Origin of the sequence: Vibrio sp. 1641 (genome assembly GCF_033339995.1) — a bacterium.
Taxonomy (GTDB): domain Bacteria; phylum Pseudomonadota; class Gammaproteobacteria; order Enterobacterales; family Vibrionaceae; genus Vibrio; species Vibrio alginolyticus.
In genome coordinates this window covers 45,030-66,488 of record NZ_JAWOVP010000017.1, presented here as the reverse complement: position 1 = coordinate 66,488, position 21,459 = coordinate 45,030, and the positions used below count along the sequence as shown (strand labels likewise).

21 protein-coding genes and 1 tRNA gene are annotated in these 21,459 nt (G+C 45.8%); 13 read left to right on the top strand and 9 right to left on the bottom strand.

Annotated features, from left to right (window positions below; all coding sequences use genetic code 11):
• Nucleotides 1–2: 2 nt before the first annotated feature.
• Together R7Z47_RS21535 and orn are read right to left on the bottom strand one after the other, a co-directional pair.
• Nucleotides 3–75: transfer RNA gene (locus R7Z47_RS21535), tRNA-Gly, on the bottom strand.
• Nucleotides 76–231: 156 nt separating this feature from the next.
• Nucleotides 232–777, bottom strand: a complete 546-nt coding sequence (gene orn / locus R7Z47_RS21530; protein WP_017635574.1) for an oligoribonuclease — start codon at nucleotides 775–777, stop codon at nucleotides 232–234.
• A gap of 129 nt (nucleotides 778–906) precedes the next feature.
• Between orn and rsgA the strand changes: the two genes are divergently transcribed.
• The 4 genes from rsgA (at nucleotide 907) to R7Z47_RS21510 (ending at nucleotide 5,547) form a co-directional block, all read left to right on the top strand.
• On the top strand, nucleotides 907–1,971 hold the full coding sequence (gene rsgA / locus R7Z47_RS21525) for a small ribosomal subunit biogenesis GTPase RsgA (protein ID WP_005381463.1): 1,065 nt from the start codon (nucleotides 907–909) through the stop codon (nucleotides 1,969–1,971).
• 116 nt (nucleotides 1,972–2,087) lie between these two features.
• Nucleotides 2,088–2,945: an archaetidylserine decarboxylase gene (asd, locus tag R7Z47_RS21520; protein WP_005381465.1), complete on the top strand. Its 858-nt coding sequence runs from the start codon at nucleotides 2,088–2,090 to the stop codon at nucleotides 2,943–2,945.
• Between the two features lie 166 nt (nucleotides 2,946–3,111).
• Nucleotides 3,112–4,527, top strand: coding sequence for an SLC13 family permease (locus R7Z47_RS21515; RefSeq protein WP_053303033.1), 1,416 nt, complete (start codon nucleotides 3,112–3,114; stop codon nucleotides 4,525–4,527).
• A gap of 132 nt (nucleotides 4,528–4,659) precedes the next feature.
• On the top strand, nucleotides 4,660–5,547 hold the full coding sequence (locus R7Z47_RS21510; RefSeq protein ID WP_005381469.1) for a DMT family transporter: 888 nt from the start codon (nucleotides 4,660–4,662) through the stop codon (nucleotides 5,545–5,547).
• 82 nt (nucleotides 5,548–5,629) lie between these two features.
• Here R7Z47_RS21510 and gpmM read toward each other — a convergent pair whose 3' ends face one another.
• Entirely contained in the window at nucleotides 5,630–7,162 is a 1,533-nt protein-coding gene (gene gpmM, locus R7Z47_RS21505) for a 2,3-bisphosphoglycerate-independent phosphoglycerate mutase (protein ID WP_005381471.1), read from the bottom strand.
• A gap of 547 nt (nucleotides 7,163–7,709) precedes the next feature.
• Between gpmM and R7Z47_RS21500 the strand changes: the two genes are divergently transcribed.
• From R7Z47_RS21500 to R7Z47_RS21480, 5 genes are all read left to right on the top strand, one after another.
• Nucleotides 7,710–8,144 (top strand): rhodanese-like domain-containing protein, encoded by a 435-nt coding sequence (locus R7Z47_RS21500; RefSeq protein WP_005386415.1) that lies wholly within the window; start codon nucleotides 7,710–7,712, stop codon nucleotides 8,142–8,144.
• 225 nt (nucleotides 8,145–8,369) lie between these two features.
• Nucleotides 8,370–8,834: a protein-export chaperone SecB gene (gene secB / locus R7Z47_RS21495; protein ID WP_005386410.1), complete on the top strand. Its 465-nt coding sequence runs from the start codon at nucleotides 8,370–8,372 to the stop codon at nucleotides 8,832–8,834.
• A 195-nt stretch (nucleotides 8,835–9,029) separates the two neighbouring features.
• Nucleotides 9,030–10,067, top strand: a complete 1,038-nt coding sequence (gene gpsA, locus R7Z47_RS21490) for an NAD(P)H-dependent glycerol-3-phosphate dehydrogenase (protein ID WP_005381474.1) — start codon at nucleotides 9,030–9,032, stop codon at nucleotides 10,065–10,067.
• 78 nt (nucleotides 10,068–10,145) lie between these two features.
• A complete protein-coding gene (cysE, locus tag R7Z47_RS21485; protein WP_005381475.1) occupies nucleotides 10,146–10,967 on the top strand; it encodes a serine O-acetyltransferase in 822 nt (273 codons plus the stop codon).
• Nucleotides 10,968–10,994: 27 nt separating this feature from the next.
• Nucleotides 10,995–12,140: a murein hydrolase activator EnvC family protein gene (locus R7Z47_RS21480; RefSeq protein WP_005381476.1), complete on the top strand. Its 1,146-nt coding sequence runs from the start codon at nucleotides 10,995–10,997 to the stop codon at nucleotides 12,138–12,140.
• A gap of 73 nt (nucleotides 12,141–12,213) precedes the next feature.
• Here R7Z47_RS21480 and R7Z47_RS21475 read toward each other — a convergent pair whose 3' ends face one another.
• The 4 genes from R7Z47_RS21475 to epmA form a co-directional block, all read right to left on the bottom strand.
• Nucleotides 12,214–13,170 carry an acetyltransferase gene (locus R7Z47_RS21475; RefSeq protein ID WP_042523718.1) on the bottom strand — a complete coding sequence of 319 codons (957 nt, stop codon included), beginning with the start codon at nucleotides 13,168–13,170 and terminating at the stop codon, nucleotides 12,214–12,216.
• 144 nt (nucleotides 13,171–13,314) lie between these two features.
• Nucleotides 13,315–13,950 (bottom strand): TetR/AcrR family transcriptional regulator, encoded by a 636-nt coding sequence (locus R7Z47_RS21470; protein ID WP_262607109.1) that lies wholly within the window; start codon nucleotides 13,948–13,950, stop codon nucleotides 13,315–13,317.
• A gap of 21 nt (nucleotides 13,951–13,971) precedes the next feature.
• Entirely contained in the window at nucleotides 13,972–14,346 is a 375-nt protein-coding gene (locus R7Z47_RS21465; protein WP_017635567.1) for a VanZ family protein, read from the bottom strand.
• A gap of 9 nt (nucleotides 14,347–14,355) precedes the next feature.
• On the bottom strand, nucleotides 14,356–15,327 hold the full coding sequence (gene epmA / locus R7Z47_RS21460) for an elongation factor P--(R)-beta-lysine ligase (RefSeq protein ID WP_262607108.1): 972 nt from the start codon (nucleotides 15,325–15,327) through the stop codon (nucleotides 14,356–14,358).
• Nucleotides 15,328–15,762: 435 nt separating this feature from the next.
• Between epmA and frdA the strand changes: the two genes are divergently transcribed.
• Genes frdA through frdD form a run of 4 tightly spaced genes read left to right on the top strand, consistent with a single transcriptional unit; the run spans nucleotide 15,763 to nucleotide 19,095 of the window.
• The gene (gene frdA / locus R7Z47_RS21455) at nucleotides 15,763–17,562 is read left to right on the top strand and encodes a fumarate reductase (quinol) flavoprotein subunit (RefSeq protein WP_115386347.1); all 1,800 of its coding nucleotides are present in this window, start codon (nucleotides 15,763–15,765) and stop codon (nucleotides 17,560–17,562) included.
• Nucleotides 17,562–18,320 (top strand): succinate dehydrogenase/fumarate reductase iron-sulfur subunit, encoded by a 759-nt coding sequence (locus R7Z47_RS21450; RefSeq protein ID WP_005381489.1) that lies wholly within the window; start codon nucleotides 17,562–17,564, stop codon nucleotides 18,318–18,320. The genes frdA and R7Z47_RS21450 overlap by 1 nt, the downstream gene beginning before the upstream one ends.
• A 2-nt stretch (nucleotides 18,321–18,322) precedes the next feature.
• A complete protein-coding gene (gene frdC / locus R7Z47_RS21445) occupies nucleotides 18,323–18,706 on the top strand; it encodes a fumarate reductase subunit FrdC (protein WP_005381491.1) in 384 nt (127 codons plus the stop codon).
• 11 nt (nucleotides 18,707–18,717) lie between these two features.
• Complete coding sequence (frdD, locus tag R7Z47_RS21440) at nucleotides 18,718–19,095, top strand: fumarate reductase subunit FrdD (protein WP_005381493.1); 378 nt, start codon at nucleotides 18,718–18,720, stop codon at nucleotides 19,093–19,095.
• A gap of 103 nt (nucleotides 19,096–19,198) precedes the next feature.
• Here frdD and R7Z47_RS21435 read toward each other — a convergent pair whose 3' ends face one another.
• Both R7Z47_RS21435 and efp read right to left on the bottom strand, forming a co-directional pair.
• Nucleotides 19,199–20,602, bottom strand: coding sequence for an SPFH domain-containing protein (locus R7Z47_RS21435; RefSeq protein ID WP_005386397.1), 1,404 nt, complete (start codon nucleotides 20,600–20,602; stop codon nucleotides 19,199–19,201).
• Between the two features lie 267 nt (nucleotides 20,603–20,869).
• Nucleotides 20,870–21,436 carry an elongation factor P gene (gene efp / locus R7Z47_RS21430; protein ID WP_005381500.1) on the bottom strand — a complete coding sequence of 189 codons (567 nt, stop codon included), beginning with the start codon at nucleotides 21,434–21,436 and terminating at the stop codon, nucleotides 20,870–20,872.
• Between the last annotated feature and the right edge of the window lie 23 nt (nucleotides 21,437–21,459).

Here is a 21,459-nt window from a genome sequence, read left to right as displayed (position 1 = left end):
GGAGCGACACACGAGGTTCGAACTCGTGACCTCAACCTTGGCAAGGTTGCGCTCTACCAACTGAGCTAGTGTCGCATCAACAACGTTTCCGCTGTTTAGGGCTGCGAATTATAAGAGCATTTTTTTGTGATGCAAGTCCTTCCTTCAAAAAAACTTTATTTTTTTACTGAACGACGAAAAAGCAATCAAAAGCGATATAAATTACAACAATTTGGATCGCAACCTTAACAGTTAAATCTTGAAAATAGTACCTCGATAGTACTTAAGTTCTGCGATGGACTCACGAATGTCGTCTAAGGCCAAATGTGTTCCCTGTTTTGTAAACCCATTTAGCACCTCAGGTTGCCAGCGACGTGCTAGTTCTTTAAGAGTACTAACGTCAACATATCGGTAATGGAAGAACTCTTCCAACTCAGGCATATGCTTGTATAAAAAGCGACGATCCTGCCCAATGCTGTTACCACATATTGGCGACGCCCCTTTTGGCACCCATTTTTCTAAAAATTCAATGGTTTGCGCGACTGCGTCTTGTTCTGAGATTTGACTGTTTCGAACGCGCTCCACCAAACCGCTTGCCGTATGCGTATTAGTACACCAGTCGTCCATTTTCGCCAGTTCTTCTTCCGGCTGATGAATCGCTAACACTGGACCTTCAGCCAAAATATTTAGTTCGCTATCCGTGACAATAGAAGCAATTTCGATGATTTTGTGCGTTTCAGGATCAAGCCCTGTCATCTCTAAATCAACCCAAATTAGGTTTTGATCGCTAAAGGACATGGTTACGCCGCCTATTTGTTTATCGATAAAAGAGGTACTATACCTCAAAATACGAGAAACACGATACTCATACACGGAGCCAAGAGTACGGCTCAACCATTTGAGTAAATTCACATAAAGTACAGAATTGTGGCAAAGAAGAAAAAGTTAACCAAAGGTCAGGTGCGACGCGTACGTAGCAACCAACAAAAGCGTTTGAAGAAGCAAGAAGAGTCCATCCAGTGGGATGAAAACATGCTAGGCGCCAGCAAGCAAGGTCTCGTGATCACTCGTTTTGGTCAGCACGCGGACATTGAAGACCTTGAAACAGGCGAAATTCAACGCTGTAACCTCCGCCGTGGTATTGAGTCTCTAGTATCTGGCGATCGTGTTTTATGGCGCGAAGGATTGGAGTCTATGGCGGGCATCTCTGGTGTTGTTGAAGCGGTAGAACCTCGCTCTTCAGTGCTCACTCGTCCAGATTATTACGATGGCCTAAAACCCGTTGCAGCCAATATTGATCAAATGGTCATTGTCTCTTCGGTATTACCAGAGCTATCGCTAAATATTATTGACCGCTATCTCGTTGCATCAGAAACACTGAATATTGCGCCATTGTTGGTCTTAAATAAGGTCGACCTTCTAGAAGCCGATGATCGTGCAATGTATGAAGAATGGCTCAAAGAATATGAACGTATTGGCTATAAAGTGCTTCTGGTCAGCAAGAAGTCTGGAGAAGGCATTGCTGAACTAGAAACCCTGCTGCGTGACCGAATTAATATCTTTGTTGGTCAATCAGGCGTAGGGAAATCCAGCTTAGTCAACGCGTTAATGCCGGAACTAGAGAGCGAAGTGGAAGAAGGCGAAGTCTCTGAGAACTCTGGCTTGGGCCAACACACCACGACGGCTGCACGTTTATACCACATTCCAACGGGTGGCGATTTGATCGACTCACCTGGAGTACGTGAATTTGGTCTTTGGCATTTGGAAGCAGAAGAAGTAACAAAAGCATTCATTGAATTTCGACCATATTTAGGTGGTTGCAAGTTCCGAGATTGTAAACACAATGATGACCCAGGCTGCCTTCTACGTGAAGCTGTCGAGAACGGGGAAATTAACGAAACTCGCTTTGAAAACTATCATCGCATTTTGGAAAGCATGGTTGAAAACAAAGCAAATCGTCAGTATTCACGTAATAAAAAAGCCGATCTGTAATTGAGTTAAGGCTGTAACTGTGTAAAAAGTCTTCACCTAATACTGACAAGCAAATTAAATTTCAGTAACATCACGCGCCCTAAAGCGCGAATCTAACAGAAGTATCGGAATTAAAGATGGACAAGTTTAAAGTTGGACTGCAGTACTGGATCCCACAACACGGCCTCACTCGCCTAATGGGTAAACTGGCTTCAGCAAAAGCTGGCGGTCTAACAACAGCAGTTATTCGTTGGTTTATCAAACAATACAATGTGAATATGGATGAGGCAAAGCACTCAGATCCTAAGCATTTTAAAACGTTCAACGAGTTTTTCGTTCGTGAGCTAAAAGAAGGCGCACGCCCAATTTCTGAAGGCGAAAACGTCATCACTCATCCAGCCGACGCTTGTGTTAGCCAGTTTGGCCCTATTGAAGATGGTCAACTTATCCAAGCAAAAGGTCATCACTTCTCAGCACAAGAATTGCTGGGCGGTGACGCGAATTTAGCGGACGAATTTAAAGATGGTTCTTTTGCCACATTGTATCTATCTCCGCGCGATTACCACCGTGTACACATGCCATGTGACGGCACTCTGCGCCAAATGATTTACGTACCAGGTGACCTGTTCTCAGTAAACCCTCTGACAGCAGAAAACGTACCGAACCTATTTGCACGTAACGAGCGTGTGGTGTGTATCTTCGATACTGAGTTTGGTCCAATGGCACAGGTGCTTGTTGGTGCGACAATTGTTGGCAGCATTGAGCAAGTATGGGCTGGCACGATCACTCCGCCTCGTGGAAACACTGTCTACAAATGGGATTACCCAGCAGAGGGTGACAAGGCCGTGATCTTGAAAAAAGGCGAAGAGATGGGCCGCTTCAAACTGGGTTCTACTGTTATTAACCTGTTTGCCAAAGACGCGATTGAGTTTGACGCAAGCATGGAAAACGGTAAGCCAACCGTTATGGGCACACCTTACGCCTTGAAAAAATAAGTAAAACACCGTTAAAGAGCCCTTTATTAAGGGCTCTTTTTATTGATAAAAAGCAAAACTCCGTTCGAAATTTAGCCTCTATTTCTCAAACTCATACCTGCCTCTAAGACCCTCATTCCACAATCAATTATCCTGCGCTTAGAATGAATATTTAGAGGGGCAGCCAATGCCAAAGATGAGTGTAAACACGTTGGCGAAATTGCTGGTGTGCTTTTTAATTCCGCTCGGTGTTTTGATGATGCCGATTGATGCTATTCCTATTGACGATCTCACTTTAATTCAGCATCGCCTGTTGGCTATTTTTCTTCTTGCTGCCCTACTTTGGGTTCTCGAGCCGGTTCCCGTTTTTGCTACGTCCATTCTTATTATCGCTCTTGAACTGATCATGATATCGGATAAAGGTTTGCATCTATTTCGCAATCCACCAGCGGGGCATGATTTAGGAGAGTTAATTGCTTACACCGATATTTTCTCGGCCTTCTCTTCACCGATCATTATTCTTTTTATGGGTGGTTTTGCTCTCGCGATTGCGGCTTCCAAATACGAGCTCGACAACAACCTCGCCCGAGTGCTACTAAAACCATTCGGCACACAACCTAAGTTCATCATGCTGGGCTTGATGTTAATTACCGCCGTTTTTTCAATGTTTATGTCCAATACTGCCACGACCGTGATGATGCTAGCCCTGCTTGGCCCCATCGTCGCTTCAGCACCTAAAGGGGATTTAGGGATTAAAGCACTGGTGTTGTGTATTCCAATTGCCGCGAATACAGGCGGCATTGCGACTCCGATAGGCACGCCACCTAATGCGATAGCGCTTCAATATCTCACTGGAGAAAACGCGATAGACTTCCTATCGTGGATGACAATGGGTCTACCCTTTGTGTTGGTACAACTCACTGTAGCTTGGTTCTTGTTGCAAAAGCTGTTTCCGTCTAGCGAACCAGAAATGAAACTAAAGCTAGATGGTACATTCAAAAAGAGCTGGCGTGCGATCGTCGTCTACATCACTTTTGCACTAACCATTTTGCTTTGGATGACAACGAAAGTGCATGGCATGAATACATATGTTGTCGCGATTATCCCACTAGCAGTGTTCACGTTAACGGGCATTATGGGAAAAGAAGAGCTCAAGCTAATTAACTGGGATGTTTTATGGCTGGTTGCCGGTGGTATAGCAATTGGTATTGCCTTAGACAAAACAGGCTTAGCCGAAGCATTAGCGCACGCTATTGATTACAGCCTGCTATCACCATTTGCCGTTGTTTTAGCCCTATCGGTAGTGTGCTGGTTAATGGCGAACTTTATGTCTAATACCGCAACGGCAAACTTATTGATGCCTATTGCTGCCGCTATTGGTACATCCATGCCAAGCCTTATTGCGGTTGGTGGCCTACAAGGTTTACTGGTTGTCGTCGCCTTCTCCGCATCACTTGGCATGATCTTACCGGTTTCTACACCACCAAACTCTTTGGCTTATTCAACAGGCCTCATCGAGAGCAAAGACATGGCGAAAGTAGGCCTGATTCTCGGTTTGATTGGTCTAATTATCGTGTATGGCGCAGTTTTGGTACTGTTTTAATCGAAGAGCTCCATGAAAAAGCGTGTTGTCATGGAGCTGCTCTCCAGCTACTGCCCTTACAGAGCGGCTTTTACATCCCATAAATTTCGTGCATATTAAGACTCCTCTACTCTACAAGGACGTCGACACATCATGGGTTACGAATGGCTTGCTTTATGCGCCGCTTTTCTGTGGGCAGTTTCTAGCCTAATTTCGGTCATTCCTGCACAACACCTAGGCGCATTTTCTTACAGCCGCTGGCGTATGGGCTGCACAGCCGTGATCTTATCAACAATGGCCTGGATAACTGGCGGCTGGTTAACGGTTTCTTGGGAACATGTAACGCCAATGATGGCCTCAGGACTGATTGGTATTTTTATTGGCGATACCGCTCTATTCGCGTGTTTGAATCGTATGGGGCCAAGACAAGCCGGGTTACTCTTCTCTTGCCACGCCGTGTTCTCTGCCATCTTGGGCTACTTCTTATTTAGCGAAGTCATGACCACAATAGAACTACTGGGCGCATCATTGGTATTTAGCGGCGTGGTGATGGCGATATTCTTTGGCCGAAGAGGTCAAGTGAATAACGTCTTGGAAGACATTAAAGGTAACATCTGGGTAGGTATTGGACTTGGCTTAACCGCAGCAATGTGCCAAGCATTGGGAGGCATTATCGCCAAGCCAGTAATGCAAACCAGTATTGACCCAGTTGCGGCTTCTGCTATTCGAATGATCAGTGCCTTTTTCGCCCACAGCATGTTGTTAGTTCTAGGGGTCAAAGTCGCTCGCTCGACGCAACACATTACTTGGCGCGTATTTGGTATTACTGCCCTTAATGGTTTCTTGGCGATGGCCGTCGGCATGACGCTAATCTTATACGCACTGCAAGAAGGAAATGTAGGTATGGTTGCACTTCTATCTTCAACCACGCCAATTATGTTGCTACCACTGCTCTGGATTTACACTAAACGCCGACCAAACCGATTTGCATGGTTGGGCGCAGCCCTAGCTGTGATTGGTGCTGGCATTTTGGTTCAGTAACCTTACAGACCAGCCCTTACTGCCAGATACAAAAAAGCCCGAGTTTAAACTCGAGCTTTTGTCATTCGGAGCCGTTAGTTAATTATTTAACTAGTACTTCACCCGTCATTTCTGCTGGGATTTCTAGACCAGCTAGAGAAAGCATGGTTGGTGCAAGGTCAGACAGTTTACCGCCTTCTTTGAATTCAACCGCTTTGTCACCTACATAGATTAGAGGTACTGGTAGGTTAGTATGAGCAGTGTGGATGCCGCCAGTTTCAGGGTCGATCATCATTTCTGCATTACCGTGGTCCGCAGTGATCAATAGTTGACCGCCAACTTCTTTGATTGCTTCAACCACTTTACCCACACTTTCATCTAGAGCTTCGATTGCTTTCTCAGCCGCTTCATAAACGCCAGTGTGACCAACCATATCTGCGTTCGGGTAGTTACAGATGATGGTATCGAACTTACCAGACTTGATAGCCGCAACCATCTTATCTGTTAGTTCTGGAGAGCTCATTTCAGGCTGCATGTCGTACGTTGCAACTTTTGGTGAAGCAACCAATTGACGCTCTTCGCCTTCGAATTCGTTCTCAACACCACCGTTGAAGAAGAAAGTCACGTGTGCGTATTTCTCTGTTTCAGAGATACGTAGCTGAGTTTGACCTTGTTTAGATAGCCACTCACCGTAAGTGTTTTCTAGAGACGCAGGTGGGAATGCGATAGCTAGAGGGATATCAGCCGCGTATTGAGTCAGCATCACAAAGTTGATTGCTGGGAATACTGCACGCTCAAAGCCGTCAAATGCAGGAACGAATGCACGAGTGATTTGACGTGCACGGTCAGCACGGTAGTTCATGAAGATAACCGCATCACCATCTTGCATGATTGCGTCTTCTTGACCTTCTGCTTTGATAGCTGTTGCTTTAACGAATTCGTCGTTTTCTTCACGAGCGTAAGCCGCTTCTAGACCTGCAACTGCCGTTTCTGCTGTGAACTCAGCTTTAGCTTGAGTTAGAAGATCGTAAGCAACTTGGACGCGATCCCAGTTGTTGTCACGGTCCATTGCGTAGTAACGACCTACTAGAGAAGCAACGCGGCCTTTACCTAGTTTCGCAAATAGGTCTTGGAAACGTTGTAGTGAGTTTTCAGCACTACGTGGTGGTGTGTCACGGCCGTCTAGGAAGCAGTGTAGGTAGATTTTCTCTGCGCCACGCGCCGCTGCCATTTCAACTGCTGCGTAAATGTGGTCTTCGTGAGAGTGAACACCGCCTGGAGACATCAGGCCCATGATGTGTACTGCTTTTTCAGCTTTCACAGCAGAGTCGATTGCTTCAACTAGCGCAGGCGTTTGTTCGAACTCACCATCAGCAATTGATTTAGTGATACGAGTCAGGTCTTGGTATACAACGCGGCCTGCACCAATGTTAGTGTGACCAACTTCAGAGTTACCCATTTGACCATCAGGAAGGCCAACATCCATGCCTGAAGCAGAGATTAATGTGTGTGGGTTATTCGCAATCAGAGCATCCATTACTGGTGTTTTCGCATTCGCAATTGCGTTACTTGCTGTGTCTTCACGGTAACCGTAACCGTCAAGGATAACTAGAGCCAATGGCTTCTTAGCTGACATAGTGATGACCTCATCAAATTTAAGTAACTTTTGGCGTAGGGCCTCGCTGCCCTATCTAACCTTGAAACAAAACTAGCGTAATTTTACTACACTTTTTAACCAAAACTGTAGGTTAAGATCAAATAATGTTTGCGATTTATTGTTGCTATCTTACAAGTTAAGCGAACAACGAGTCAGTGCCGACAATCGTGTTCCACAAGCATAGTCATTTCTAATACGCTTTGTACACCCCAGTCTAAGTTCGGTTTTCTTACGCTTCTCATTCTTATTTTTGCACTTGAAACAGCGCTAATTTAAAGCAACATCAAACAAGATGGGTTAATACCTATTGTTCTCTTTTCTCAGTAAAACAGAAGTCACTTAAACCGATAAGTCCAATAGGCAAAAGCAATCAAGCTACCAGAGCAAAATGTACGGATAGTAAGGGCATAAAGGGTTTATAGAGATCTCAATTATTCGTTAGAAAATTTTAACCCTCTCGCCTAAGAGCCGTAACCTCGCTATACTCCTGCTTTATTTTTCCGCCAACAGCGTAAGAGCTCAAGACATGCAAGAGTACATTGAATTTTTCCAACAGAACATGATTCTATCTTTGGTTTGGGTAGGTCTTCTTGTCGCCTTTATCATGAACATCGTGAAATCAGCGACAGCCGCATACAAAGAAATCAACGTAAACCAACTGACTCATCTTATGAACCGTGAAAACGGCGTTGTAGTGGATATCCGTACCAAAGACGAGTTCAAAAAAGGTCATATCACCGACTCACTTCACATTTTACCGTCAGACATCAAAGCGGGTAACTTGGGTAGTCTTGAAAACCACAAATCAGACCCAATCATTGTTGTATGTAAGACAGGACAGACCGCTCAAGAAAGCGCAAACCTACTAGTAAAAGCTGGCTTCGAAAACGTGAGCCTACTAAAAAATGGTTTGATTGCGTGGAACGAAGCGAACCTGCCGTTAGTTCGCGGTAAGAAGTAGGAACGTGGCAAGAACGAAAGTTCGCGTTTAAACGCGCTTTTACCAAGCCTCGCGAACAAAAAACTGAGCAAATTGAAAGCAGTTGGAGCACTAAGTTGTGACGCTTTGCACGTAATACACGCTTCATCTAGTCAAGGTAGATTGGCTCAGTTAGTCTCAGGACATACCAGTTTTCTGAGCTTAGACGTTTCTAGGCTCAACAAATATTGATTTAAGGATTAAAAAATGGCTGAAGCAGCACCTCAAGACGCACAACAAAACTTCGCAATTCAACGCATCTTCCTAAAAGACGTTTCTTTTGAAGCGCCGAACTCTCCAGTAATTTTCCAGAAAGAGTGGAACCCAGACGTTAAACTAGACCTAGACACTCAAAGCCGTGAGCTTGGTGAAGGCGTTTACGAAGTTGTTCTACGCCTAACCGTTACTGTGAAGAACGAAGAAGAGACTGCGTTCCTATGTGAAGTTCAACAAGGTGGTATCTTCACTGCTGAACAAATGGAAGCTGGTCAACTTGCACATTGCCTAGGCGCATTCTGCCCGAACATCCTATTCCCATACGCTCGTGAAACTATCTCAAGCCTAGTCGTTAAAGGTACGTTCCCTCAACTGAACCTAGCGCCAGTAAACTTTGACGCGCTATTCATGAACTACCTACAACAGCAAGCTCAACAAGGCGAAGCTGAAGCGTAATTCACGTTTTATAAGTGACGAATAGCCACAGTGCTGACGTCACCGAATCAAATAAAATGCACAGAGCGTCTACCATCCGATGCAATGTGCATTTTTTATTTCTGACAAAAGTTCCTAGTTCCTAATCGCCAGAAGGCGTAAAATTTGACGATTAGGAACTAGATTCTACTAGTAGCAAGACAATTAGGCGGTAGCATGACACAAGCAAATACAAACAATGCTTACGGTAAAGACATCGCAATGACTGTGATTGGCGCAGGCTCATACGGCACCTCTTTGGCAATCTCACTCGCTCGTAACGGCGCGAACGTTGTCCTTTGGGGACACGAGCCAGAGCACATGGCTCGCCTAGAAGCAGACCGAGCTAACCATGCCTTTTTACCAGGTGTTGATTTCCCTGAAAGCTTGATCATTGAATCGGATTTAGAAAAAGCCGTTCAAGCAAGCCGAGATTTGTTGGTTGTGGTTCCAAGCCATGTCTTTGGCATCGTGCTAAACAGCTGTAAACCATTCTTGCGCGAAGACTCTCGCATCTGTTGGGCAACCAAAGGGCTTGAACCTGAAACGGGGCGCCTACTGAAAGACGTCGCTTATGACATTATCGGTGAAAACTACTCACTAGCAGTATTGTCTGGCCCAACGTTTGCGAAAGAGCTCGCAATGGGTATGCCGACTGCAATCTCTGTTGCGTCTCCAGATTCTGAATTTGTTGCGGATCTACAAGAAAAAATCCACTGTAGCAAAACCTTCCGCGTATATGCCAATAGTGACTTTATTGGTATGCAATTGGGTGGCGCTGTGAAAAACGTTATTGCGATTGGTGCGGGTATGTCTGATGGTATCGGTTTTGGCGCCAATGCCCGTACTGCATTAATTACTCGTGGCTTGGCTGAAATGAGTCGCCTTGGTGCTGCGCTGGGTGCACAGCCAGAAACCTTTATGGGCATGGCGGGTTTAGGCGATCTTGTCCTGACATGTACCGATAACCAATCACGTAACCGACGCTTTGGCTTGGCATTAGGCCAAGGTAAAGACGTTGATACGGCTCAAGAAGAAATTGGTCAAGTGGTTGAAGGTTACCGCAATACAAAAGAAGTATGGCTACTTTCTCAACGTATGGGTGTTGAGATGCCGATAGTTGATCAAATTTATCAAGTATTGTATCAAGGAAAAGATGCGCGCTTAGCAGCGCAAGATTTACTTGCTCGTGACAAAAAAGCCGAAGGAAAGTAGCAATCTACCGCCCTTTGCAGCTCATCTGAGAAAAATTGAAGTTGTCGGGTCACGGAAGAACCACTCTGGATATTGAGAATGAAACACTGCGAAAAACAAAAAGTCTGGAACAAAATTGTCTCAGAAGCCCGTGAAATGTCAGAACAAGAGCCTATGCTGGCGAGCTTCTATCATGCCACCATTATCAAGCATGAAAGTTTGTGTGCCGCTCTGAGTTATATTCTGGCTAACAAATTGAACACCGCTTCCATGCCAGCGATGGCTGTGCGTGAAGTGGTTGAAGAAGCCTTTGCGGCTGATCCAACCATCACTGACGGCGCGGCTTGTGATATTTGTGCCACGGTCAATCGCGACCCTGCTGTTTCAATGTACTCAATGCCATTGCTGTACCTAAAAGGCTATCACGCACTGCAAGGCTACCGAGTAGCAAACTGGCTATGGAAGCAAGGTCGTCACGCTCTTGCGACTTACCTACAAAATCAGATTTCGGTAGCATGTCAGGTCGATATCCACCCTGCAGCGCGCATTGGTAGTGGCATCATGCTCGACCATGCAACAGGCATCGTGATTGGTGAAACTGCCGTGGTCGAAAACGACGTGTCTATACTGCAAGATGTCACCCTTGGTGGTACTGGTAAAGAATGCGGTGATCGTCACCCGAAAATTCGCGAGGGTGTGATGATCGGAGCTGGTGCAAAGATTCTTGGCAATATCGAAGTCGGTGAAGGCGCGAAAATCGGATCTTGCTCTGTGGTATTGCAAGCCGTGCCTCCTCACACAACGGTGGCTGGCGTGCCTGCAAAAATCGTCGGACGTCCAAAAACGGACAAACCCTCTCTCGATATGGATCAAGGCTTTAACGGCAAGTCGCAAAGCTTTATCCATGGAGATGGTATTTAATCGTCAACAAACCTTTTTGACAACAACGTGGTAGGTAACTCTCAAGTGCGAAAACAAAATCACCCTGTTCTACGCTCGGCTATTTTATTAACTTGTGCTTTATCTGCCACTTATCCCATTACCTCCTCTGCTGTGAGTCAGCAAGAGCTCAAAGGCGTATCCAGTGAGATAAGCCGTCAGCGCAAATCGCTCTCTTCCCAAGAAAAGCAGCTCAATGAGTTACAGAAATCATTAAAAGATCAAGAGCTTGGAATTTCTAAGCTTGAGCGTGAAATACGACAAACCAAGTCTAACCTCGCACAAGCAGACAAAAACATAGAAAATCTAGAAGAGAAAATTGCCTTGCAAGAAGCACAGCGTCAAGAGCAAGAAGAAGAACTCAAACAGCTGCTGCAAACGTATTACGTAACCGAGCGAGCGAAGGCCAATGGTCACTTGTTAAATCAAGGTGTGGAAGAAGACCGCATGAGCCAATACTTCCAGCATTTAGCTAAAGCACGTGCTGAAGTGATTGATGCGATCACCAAAATAACCCAAGAATTAGCGCACAACAAAAACCAGCTCGAGCTAGAAAAAGAGCAAATCGAGACTCTGCTCAAGCAGCAATCCGAAAAACGTACAGCGCTAGCGAGTACACAATCCAAGCGTAAGCAAACCCTGAATAAAATTCAGAGCAGTATCAAGAATGACAAACGCTACTTAGCCGAGCTGCAACGCAACGAAACCCGTTTAAAAGCAGAGATCGCCAAAGCAGCGAAGCGTAATGCGGTGCCAATGGACGGACTCGGCAAACAGCGCGGTAAGTTGCCTTGGCCACTCAAAGGCAGTGTGTTACACAACTTTGGTACGCGACAAACTGGGCAGGTAAACTGGAAGGGTATGGTGTTGTCTGCCAACTATGGTCAACAAGTGAAAGCCGTTTATCCTGGTACTGTCGTATTTGCTGAGTATCTGCGCGGATACGGTTTAGTGGTACTGCTCGACCACGGAAAAGGTGACATGACCCTCTATGGTTACAACCAAGCGTTAACTAAAAAAGAAGGCGATCGAGTCACCGCCGGCGAAGTGATTGCTCTCGCGGGTGATACGGGTGGTCAAGACAGGCCATCGCTGTACTTTGAAATTCGTCGTAATAGTGAAGCGCAGAATCCGAAATCTTGGTTAAAACGCTGATTATCTGACTCATCGACTTATAATAAAAAAGGAGCCACTCGGCTCCTTTTTTGCATTCATATTTTGGAAAATGCTATGCGTAGTAGGTTTCTACCGCATCAATAAAAGCATGCACATCATCTTTGCTTAACGCGTTGATTCCTGCCGCCGCCTCTCGCCCCCCACCTGTCGGGAACTGACCACACACGGCCACGGCACCTTGTTTATTGTTTAACGGGGCACGAAGTGAAACCGTATAAGTCCCATCTGCATTTTCAGTAAGTACCGCATGCGCAGAGTCAGGGTTTTGGTTTGCCAGCCAGTTGCCATAAACACCACTGATTCGGCGTGATGCCGCCGTGTTTGGTAACTCAAACAACTTCAGCTTACCACTCTCATGCATGGCAGGCACTGCGAGAGCCGCCTCCATGTCTTGTTGGTAAGCCGATTGCAATTGGTAGTATGGCGAGGCCTTATCTTCAATAGCTTCAAATGGCGACGTGTACTTCAGCAAAGCTCGGTACAGCTCCGCAGGATGAAAGTGTAAATCTTCGACCTTCGATCCGTAGCCGTTGTAGTTAATTAAAGTACCCAGCTCTTTTAGCTGCTCTTTCTGTTGCTGCGACAAGCCCGCGTTATTCGCTAACTCATCGGCTTTAGCAATCATGTTATCGCCATAAGCCGCCGTAATCGCCCAGTCATGAAAACGCCCATCAAGCAACTTATCGACAATCAACGCCGTGCACATGTTGGCATCGAGATCGATGTGCGCATCCAAATTACCATGCTGAGGAATGTCGCCCGCTTTGTGATGATCGGCGTAAAAGACGTGCGCGCCTTGAGCCAAAGCTTGCTCTAGACCTGCCATGTTCTTTTCCATCGAAATGTCTAACACGGTCAGCTCATCACCCGCTTGCACGTCTACTTTTTCCACCAGCTTGATGTCGCGCTTTACACCGGTTATTAACTGGGCATCGACAGGATCAGCCAAACGCAATTGTAGAAGAGCAATGATGCCATCAGCATCACCATTAAAAATGTCGTAATTCATGGGGCGATAGTTCCTTTATCGAGAATCTTATCCCTGCAAGGGTTTTTAGCGTATGGGACTATTGTGCGTGGCATATTTGACAAGTCAACTCGAGCCACGACTCGAAAATGAGAGTGACTCTCGAAATATTAAGCAGTTTGACGTTTAACTGTGTAGATTGCTAACCGCATCTTCTAATAACAGTAGCTGATCTAAGCCCTGCTCAGTTGCTAATGGCTTAACGACATTAAGCATCTGCAACATCCCTTGCTTCACCATTTGCTCGGTAATGTTGGTTTTTGAAGCCATCGCGGATTGATACGCCAACCAACTACACGCAATCAAGTGCAATGTACATACCAATGACTTCAACTGTTGTTGATCGACATTCAACAGCTTCATCGTTACGAACTCTTGCATAATAGCAATGAGGTTCGCTTGCAGCTTCTCTTGCACATCGATGTACTGTTCGTGTAGCTGTTCATCTCGTGACAAGATTTCTGGTAAGTTTGCGTAGAAAAAGCGGTATTTCCACATCAAGGTAAAAATAGAGTCTAGGTAGCTCTTCAGCATTGTCAGGCTCTCTTGCGAACCTTGAATAGGGGTAAATCTTTCTAAAAGTTCTGCTGAATAAAGCGCAAAGATCTCACGAACGATTTCTTGCTTATTGCGGAAGTGGTAATACAGATTACCAGGGCTAATTTCGATGTGATCGGCAATGTGATTGGTGGTGATGTTGCGCTCACCATGTTGGTTGAACAACTCCAGTGCCGCGTAGACGATTTTGTCGCGCGTTTTCATTGTTATCGTGTTCCCTCTTCATTAACGAATCGAGTATAGCGACTTCACCAACCTAGGTCGATAGAGGCTCCAAATACGGTAACATAACAGACCAGTTAAGATGCCAGTTGAGTTGGCGACAAGGTCTAACCAAGAAGTTTGTCGCCCTACATACCCTTGCAACCACTCAATAACGGCGCTGAATAGCAAAATACTAATCGCCACCGCCCAACGTTGACGCCAACGCCACACACAAAAACAACCTAAAAACGCAAAGCCGCTATACGCCATAGCGTGCTGCATTTTGTCGAGATACGCGATATTGCCCCAGTCTTGCAGTTCACCTGAACTCAGAGATAAAAAAGCGATCAATATGGCGTAGCTAAAGATGACGAAACGTGCAGCCGTCAGGTTCATTGGACGTCCTTATGCAATTGGAAATGGAAAGGCCGTCACTTGATCAATGTGGTCACAGCCTAGCGCCAGCATGATCAAACGATCGATACCCAACGCGACCCCTGCACAATCTGGCAACCCTGCTTCCAGTGCAGAGATCAGATGATAATCGATCGGCTGTGGTTTTAAACCCATTTCGATACGCTTTGCGTTATCTTGTTCAAAGCGCGCTAATTGCTCTTTCGGGTTATCCAGTTCATGAAATCCGTTCGCCAGCTCTATCCCCTTAAAGTACACTTCAAAACGATCCGCGACGCGATGATCTTGAGGATTGATTTTCGCAAGCGCCGCCTGTGATGCAGGGAAGTCGTACACAAAAGCCGGCACGTCCTGACCAATTTTGTTTTCTACTCCCACGCTAAATAGTAGTTGCAGCAGCGTATCGCGATCTTCTTCTGGCTCAGCAATGTCACTCAAACCCAGCTTGCTTGCCGCCGCTTTCAGCTCAGCCATCGAGCCTTCCAGTGGACACACACCCAACACATCAATGAAGGCTTGCTGATACGTCATGCGCTGCGCTGCGCCACACTTCAATACCAGCTGCAACAGGTCATCCATTTCATCCATCAATTTATGATGGTCAAAGCCAACGCGATACCACTCCAACATCGTGAATTCAGGGTTGTGGTAGCGACCATTCTCTTCATTACGAAATGCTTTGTTGATTTGATAAATACAACCGCTACCCGCAGCCAAAAGGCGCTTCATATGGAATTCTGGGCTGGTCATAAAAAACAGCTTACTGCCATCGGCATAGCCTGGGCCAACAAACTCGGTTTGGAAAGTATGCAAATGAATGTCAGTCACGGTTGCGTGACTCATGGCTGGCGTATCGACTTCCATCACCTGTCGGTCAGCGAAGAATTGTCGAATCGACGCGATTAACGTCGCACGTTGACGAAGTTGGTCAATGGAAGCAGTAGGTTGCCAGTTGGTTTGCATAACAAATCTCTCAAACTTTAATTCAGCGAGGAAAGTCTCATTCTACATGCTTTTTACTCTTCAAGAAGAGAGGAATATCCCTTCTTCTTTTTACTAATGAGCTCGCCAATTTGAGGCAAGCATTACTCGTGCCGCAGAACAAAAAACACTCAGTTAAAATCCTATTATCCATGCGGTTAATGTCACGCAACACAGGCTTAACATCCCTAATGTTAATGCTTGAGGGCCAAAACCTCGATGCCGTGATAGCAGTCACATAACCTATAAATTCTATGCCCTTAAGTGCATTACCGAAGCAAAAACCCAATTACATCAATTTTTCTGCCATGTGGCTCATCTACACTAACCCTACTACTTTTGGGGAGTTCTTTTTAAAGAGCGCCTCGTAATGACAATAACAAGCGGATTTCCGCAATCACACACTGGAGGATAACTGTGCAAATTATCACCACAGATATCGCAGTCATCGGCGCAGGCGGCGCTGGTCTTCGTACTGCTATTGCAGCGGCTGAAGCAAACCCAGACTTAGAAGTCGCTCTGATTTCTAAAGTTTATCCAATGCGCTCCCACACGGTCGCTGCAGAGGGTGGCTCAGCAGCAGTTATCAAGGATGAAGATAGCTTAGACAACCACTTCAACGACACTGTTGGCGGTGGTGACTGGCTATGTGAACAGGATGTTGTTGAATACTTTGTAGAGAACGCGACTCGCGAAATGATCCAAATGGAGCAATGGGGTTGCCCATGGAGTCGTAAAGAGAACGGTGAAGTCAACGTACGCCGCTTTGGTGGTATGAAGGTTGAACGTACTTGGTTCGCTGCAGACAAAACTGGCTTCCACATGCTTCATACGCTATTCCAGACATCAATGAAGTACAGCAACATCAAACGTTTTGATGAGTACTTTGTGGTGGATCTACTTGTTGATGAAGGCGAAGTTCAAGGTCTGATTGCTATTCACATGTCTGAAGGCGAGCTTGTTACTATCAAAGCAAAATCGGTTGTTCTAGCAACAGGTGGCGCGGGCCGTGTTTACCACTGTAACACCAACGGCGGTATCGTAACGGGCGATGGTATGGCAATGGCTTACCGTCACGGCGTTCCTCTACGTGATATGGAATTCGTTCAATACCACCCAACAGGTCTTCCTGGTACAGGTATCCTGATGACGGAAGGTTGTCGTGGTGAAGGCGGTATCATCGTTAACAAGAATGGCTACCGTTACCTACAAGATTACGGCATGGGCCCTGAAACTCCAGTTGGCCAACCGAAGAACAAATACATGGAACTGGGTCCTCGTGACAAAGTTTCTCAAGCTTTCTGGCACGAACAACAGAAAGGCAACACCATCAAACACCCACTGGGTGACGTGGTGCACCTAGACCTTCGCCACCTTGGTGAAGAGTACCTACAAGAACGTCTACCGTTCATCTGTGAGCTAGCAAAAGCTTATGTAAACGTGGACCCTGCAAAAGAGCCAATTCCAATTCGTCCAACCGTTCACTACACCATGGGTGGTATTGAAACGGACGGCGGATGTGAAACTCGCATTAAAGGCCTATTCGCGGTGGGTGAATGTGCGTCTGTTGGTCTTCACGGTGCAAACCGTTTAGGGTCTAACTCACTGGCTGAGTTCGTGGTATTTGGCCGCGTAGCGGGTGAAAACGCCGTGAAACGTGCGGCAGAATTCAAAGGCTGGAACGACGCGGCAATTGACGCGCAAGTAAAAGCGGTTGAAGAACGCATCGCTAACCTAATGAACCAAGAAGGCGACGAAAACTGGGCAGAAATCCGCACGGAAATGGGTCACACCATGGAAGCGGGTTGTGGTATCTACCGCCAAGAAGATTTGATGCAAGCGACTATCGACAAGATCACTGAGTTGAAAGAACGCTACAAACGCATCAGCATCAAAGACAAAGGTAAAGTGTTCAACACTGACCTTCTATACGCAATCGAAGTGGGTTACGGCCTAGAAGTCGCAGAAGCGATGGTTCACTCTGCGATTCTACGTAAAGAATCTCGCGGTGCGCACCAACGTCTAGACGACGGTTGTACAGAACGTGATGACGTGAACTTCCTAAAACACTCACTTGCTTTCTACAAGCCAGAGTCAGCACCAAGTATCGATTACAGCAATGTGACCATCACTAAGTCACAACCAAAAGCTCGTCTATACGGTGAAGCAGCAGAAAAAGCCGCGGCTGAAGAGAAGAACGCAGAGGAGCAAGCATAATGTCAGCAAATCGCATTCAAAAAGTAGACATCCTGCGTTACGACCCAGAAAAAGATGCAGAACCATACAAGCAAACATTCGAAGTACCATTCGATGAAACCATGTCTGTGCTTGACGCACTTGGCTACATCAAAGATCACCTAGACAAAGATCTGTCTTACCGTTGGTCTTGCCGTATGGCGATCTGTGGTTCTTGCGGCATCATGGTGAACAACGTACCGAAACTTGCTTGTAAGAGCTTCCTACGTGACTACCCAGACGGTGTGACTATCGAGCCTCTAGCGAACTTCCCAATCGAGAAAGACTTGATTGTTGATATGACGCCATTCATCGAGCGCCTAGAAGCAATCAAACCATACATCATTGGTAACGATCGTAAACCAGAAGACGGTACGAACTTGCAAACGCCAGAACAGATGGCGAAATACAAGCAATTCGCTGGCTGTATCAACTGTGGTCTGTGCTATGCAGCATGTCCTCAGTTTGGTCTTAACCCAGAGTTCATCGGTCCTGCTGCACTAACGCTAGCCCACCGCTACAACCTAGACAGCCGTGACAACGGTAAAGATGAGCGCATGAAGCTTATCAACGGTGAAAACGGTGCTTGGGGTTGTACGTTTGTTGGTTACTGTTCTGAAGTTTGTCCGAAGAACGTTGACCCAGCAGCGGCAGTAAACCAAGGCAAAGTGGAGTCTTCTATGGACTTCGTGATTGCTATGTTGAAACCTGATGGTTCACCAAAGAAAGTGGAGGCATAAGGATGAGCAATCGTAAACCTTACGTTCGTGAAGTAAAACGCACTTGGTGGAAGAACCATCCTTTCTACCGCTTCTACATGCTACGCGAAGCTACGGTGCTTCCGTTAATCCTATTCACTCTGTTCCTAACTTTCGGTTTAGGTTGCTTGGTGAAAGGTCCTGAAGCATGGCAAGGTTGGTTAGCATTCATGGCGAACCCAATCGTAGTCGCAATCAACATCGTTGCACTACTCGGTAGCCTATTCCACGCTCAAACTTTCTTCAGCATGATGCCACAAGTAATGCCAATTCGTTTGAAAGGCAAACCAGTGGACAAGAAGATCATCGTATTGACTCAGTGGGCCGCTGTTGCGTTTATCTCACTGATCGTTCTCATCGTGGTGTAAGGAGCTGAGCAATGAAACCGAATTATAGTGTAAACACATCACCAAAACGTTCTGATGAGCCAATCTGGTGGGGTCTGTTTGGCGCAGGTGGTACTTGGTTCGCGATGATCACGCCAATCACGGTATTGGTGCTGGGCATCTTGGTCCCACTAGGCGTGATTGATGCAGAAGCGATGAGCTACGAGCGTGTCTCCGCATTCGCAACCAGCATCATCGGTGCGCTATTCATCATTGGCACGCTAGCATTGCCAATGTGGCATGCAATGCACCGTGTACACCACGGCATGCACGACCTTAAGTTCCACACTGGTGTGATTGGTAAAATTGCATGCTATGCATTTGCAGGCCTCATCACTGCACTAGCAGTTATCTTTATCTTCATGATTTAAGAGACTGACCAAAAAAAGAAAAAGCTGGCTAAATGCCAGCTTTTTTATTGCTTTGGGTTACCTATGATCTTTTTGCTTTTTAAGCTTTTGACCACCCATGATCTTATTGCTGTGCGACCTTCTTTGTCTGGTCCATAAGACCCAGAGCACCAAAGCCAGTAATCACATCTAGGTTTGTTTTCAAGCCCGTTTCGTCACTTCCACCAATGTAATTTTGTGGCATCTGAACTTGGAAGTTTTGCAAATTGTTGTACAGCGAGTTCGCTACGTCTCGATTCAATTCTGCCAAGTAAACTTCACGGTTTGCTCCTAACGCCGCATACTTACCTTTTAGGACTTCAGATTCTGCGCGACCTTTCGCTAATATCGCTTTCGCTTCAAACTCAGCAGAAAGTGCGTTCGCTTTTTGAATCGCTAAGTTAGCCTCTGCGATAGCTAGCTCTTTCTCCTTCTCTACTTCAGCAAGTCGTTTGGTTTTTTCCACTTCAACGATTTCACGCTCTGCAATCTGACGCGCCACTTCCACTTCTTTTTGTTGAGCAATAATTGCGAGTTCTTTACCACGCTGGGCGTCTTGCACCTCACGTGTTCGTTGAATCTCTTTGCGTAACTGCTCGGTCTCTGCCTGTGCTTTCGACGTTTCTTGTTCCTGAATCGCGCGAATACGATCCGCCACTAAACGCTTTTTATCTGCCAATAGCTGATCTAATTGCTTTTCTGGCTGCGGGTCACCAATGGTCACCTGCGTCACTTGAATACCGTATTGTTGTAACGGATTGTCTTGACGAATTGGTTGCCCGGTTTTGTCTACGACTGGCACAGTTTTCCATACCAGTTGATTGGTGCGCTGTAATTGGTTCGGATTAGCTTGATTCGCCCCAACAGGCGCAAGATCCAACTCTTCCACTTCAACCTGACGTCGCTCTGTTAGATAAATCCCCTCTCGTAACTGATCGCCAAGTTTCGATTTGAACTGGTTCAAACCACCTTGGAAAAACTCTTCACCCGTGTATTGGGTTGCGGTAATCACCGTTACGTTACGTGCGTTCTTTACAAGCAGCGCATCGATCAAGTTACTGTTGTTGCGGAACTCTTTATGCATCTTCTTCACCGCTTCAGGGTCATTACTGAGCTTAAAGCGGAATGTTACGGGGATCTGACCAATATAGGTGTCGGCAAATCGAACCTGAATCGCATCAAGACGTTGATAAAAATCTTCGCCCTTGCTGTTACCGAATGACACGGTGATCACTTGGTCATACTTGGTGATTTTGGACAGAAATGGCATACGAAAATGAATGCCAGGTTCAGTAAACACATCCAACTCACCAGTAATATTATTCTGATGCACGTAGCTGTAACCCGCATCGGTCATCAGCACCGAGCTATTAATCGTTAAGCCTATTGCCAACAGCGGTACGCCAAATACGGCTGCTTTTAATCCTTTATGTAGTAACTGACGTCTTTCTTCCACCTTTAAACCCCTTCCTAAACCTCTGCTTTCCATTTTGTTCTCCTTTTTTGGATTGTTACTGAGTTAAATCGATAAAAATCAGATTGCTATGCAACTCAGCAACAAGTACTAATGTATCAAAATGTTACATTAAGGAATAATCGACAGATTCATGGAATAAATAAGATTTTTACGAATAATACAAAATCATCAAAAATTTGCGGAGGATATCGATGTTTTACGCAGAGGGATTAAAAGAGAAGAATCACAGGCAATAAAAAAGGCCGCCGAAGCGACCTTTCTAACAATCATATAAAGTGCTTACTTCACACGACCTACGTATTCAGCAGTACGAGTATCTACGCGAATCACTTCACCAATTGAGATGAACAGAGGAACACGAACAACAGCGCCAGTTGATAGCGTCGCTGGTTTACCGCCAGTACCTTGAGTATCACCTTTCAGGCCTGGGTCTGTGTCTACAACTTCTAGCTCAACGAAGTTTGGTGGAGTAACAGTAATTGGGTTACCGTTCCAAAGAGTGATCATACAAGTGTTGTTTTCTACCAACCACTTAGCGTTTTCACCTACCGCTTTTGCATCCGCTGCGATCTGTTCAAACGTTTCACTGTTCATAAAGTGGTAGAATTCGCCGTCTGAATATAGATAATCTAGGTCGATATCCATTACGTCTGCCACTTCACAAGTGTCACCAGACTTGAATGTTTTCTCTAGCACTTTACCAGAAAGAAGTTTACGAATTTTAACACGGTTGAACGCTTGGCCTTTACCTGGTTTAACGTATTCGTTTTCCAGAATTACACAAGGCTCGTTATCAAGCATTAACTTAAGACCGCCTTTAAATTCATTGGTGCTAACTGTAGCCATTTTTTCCTCTTACATTCTTAGAG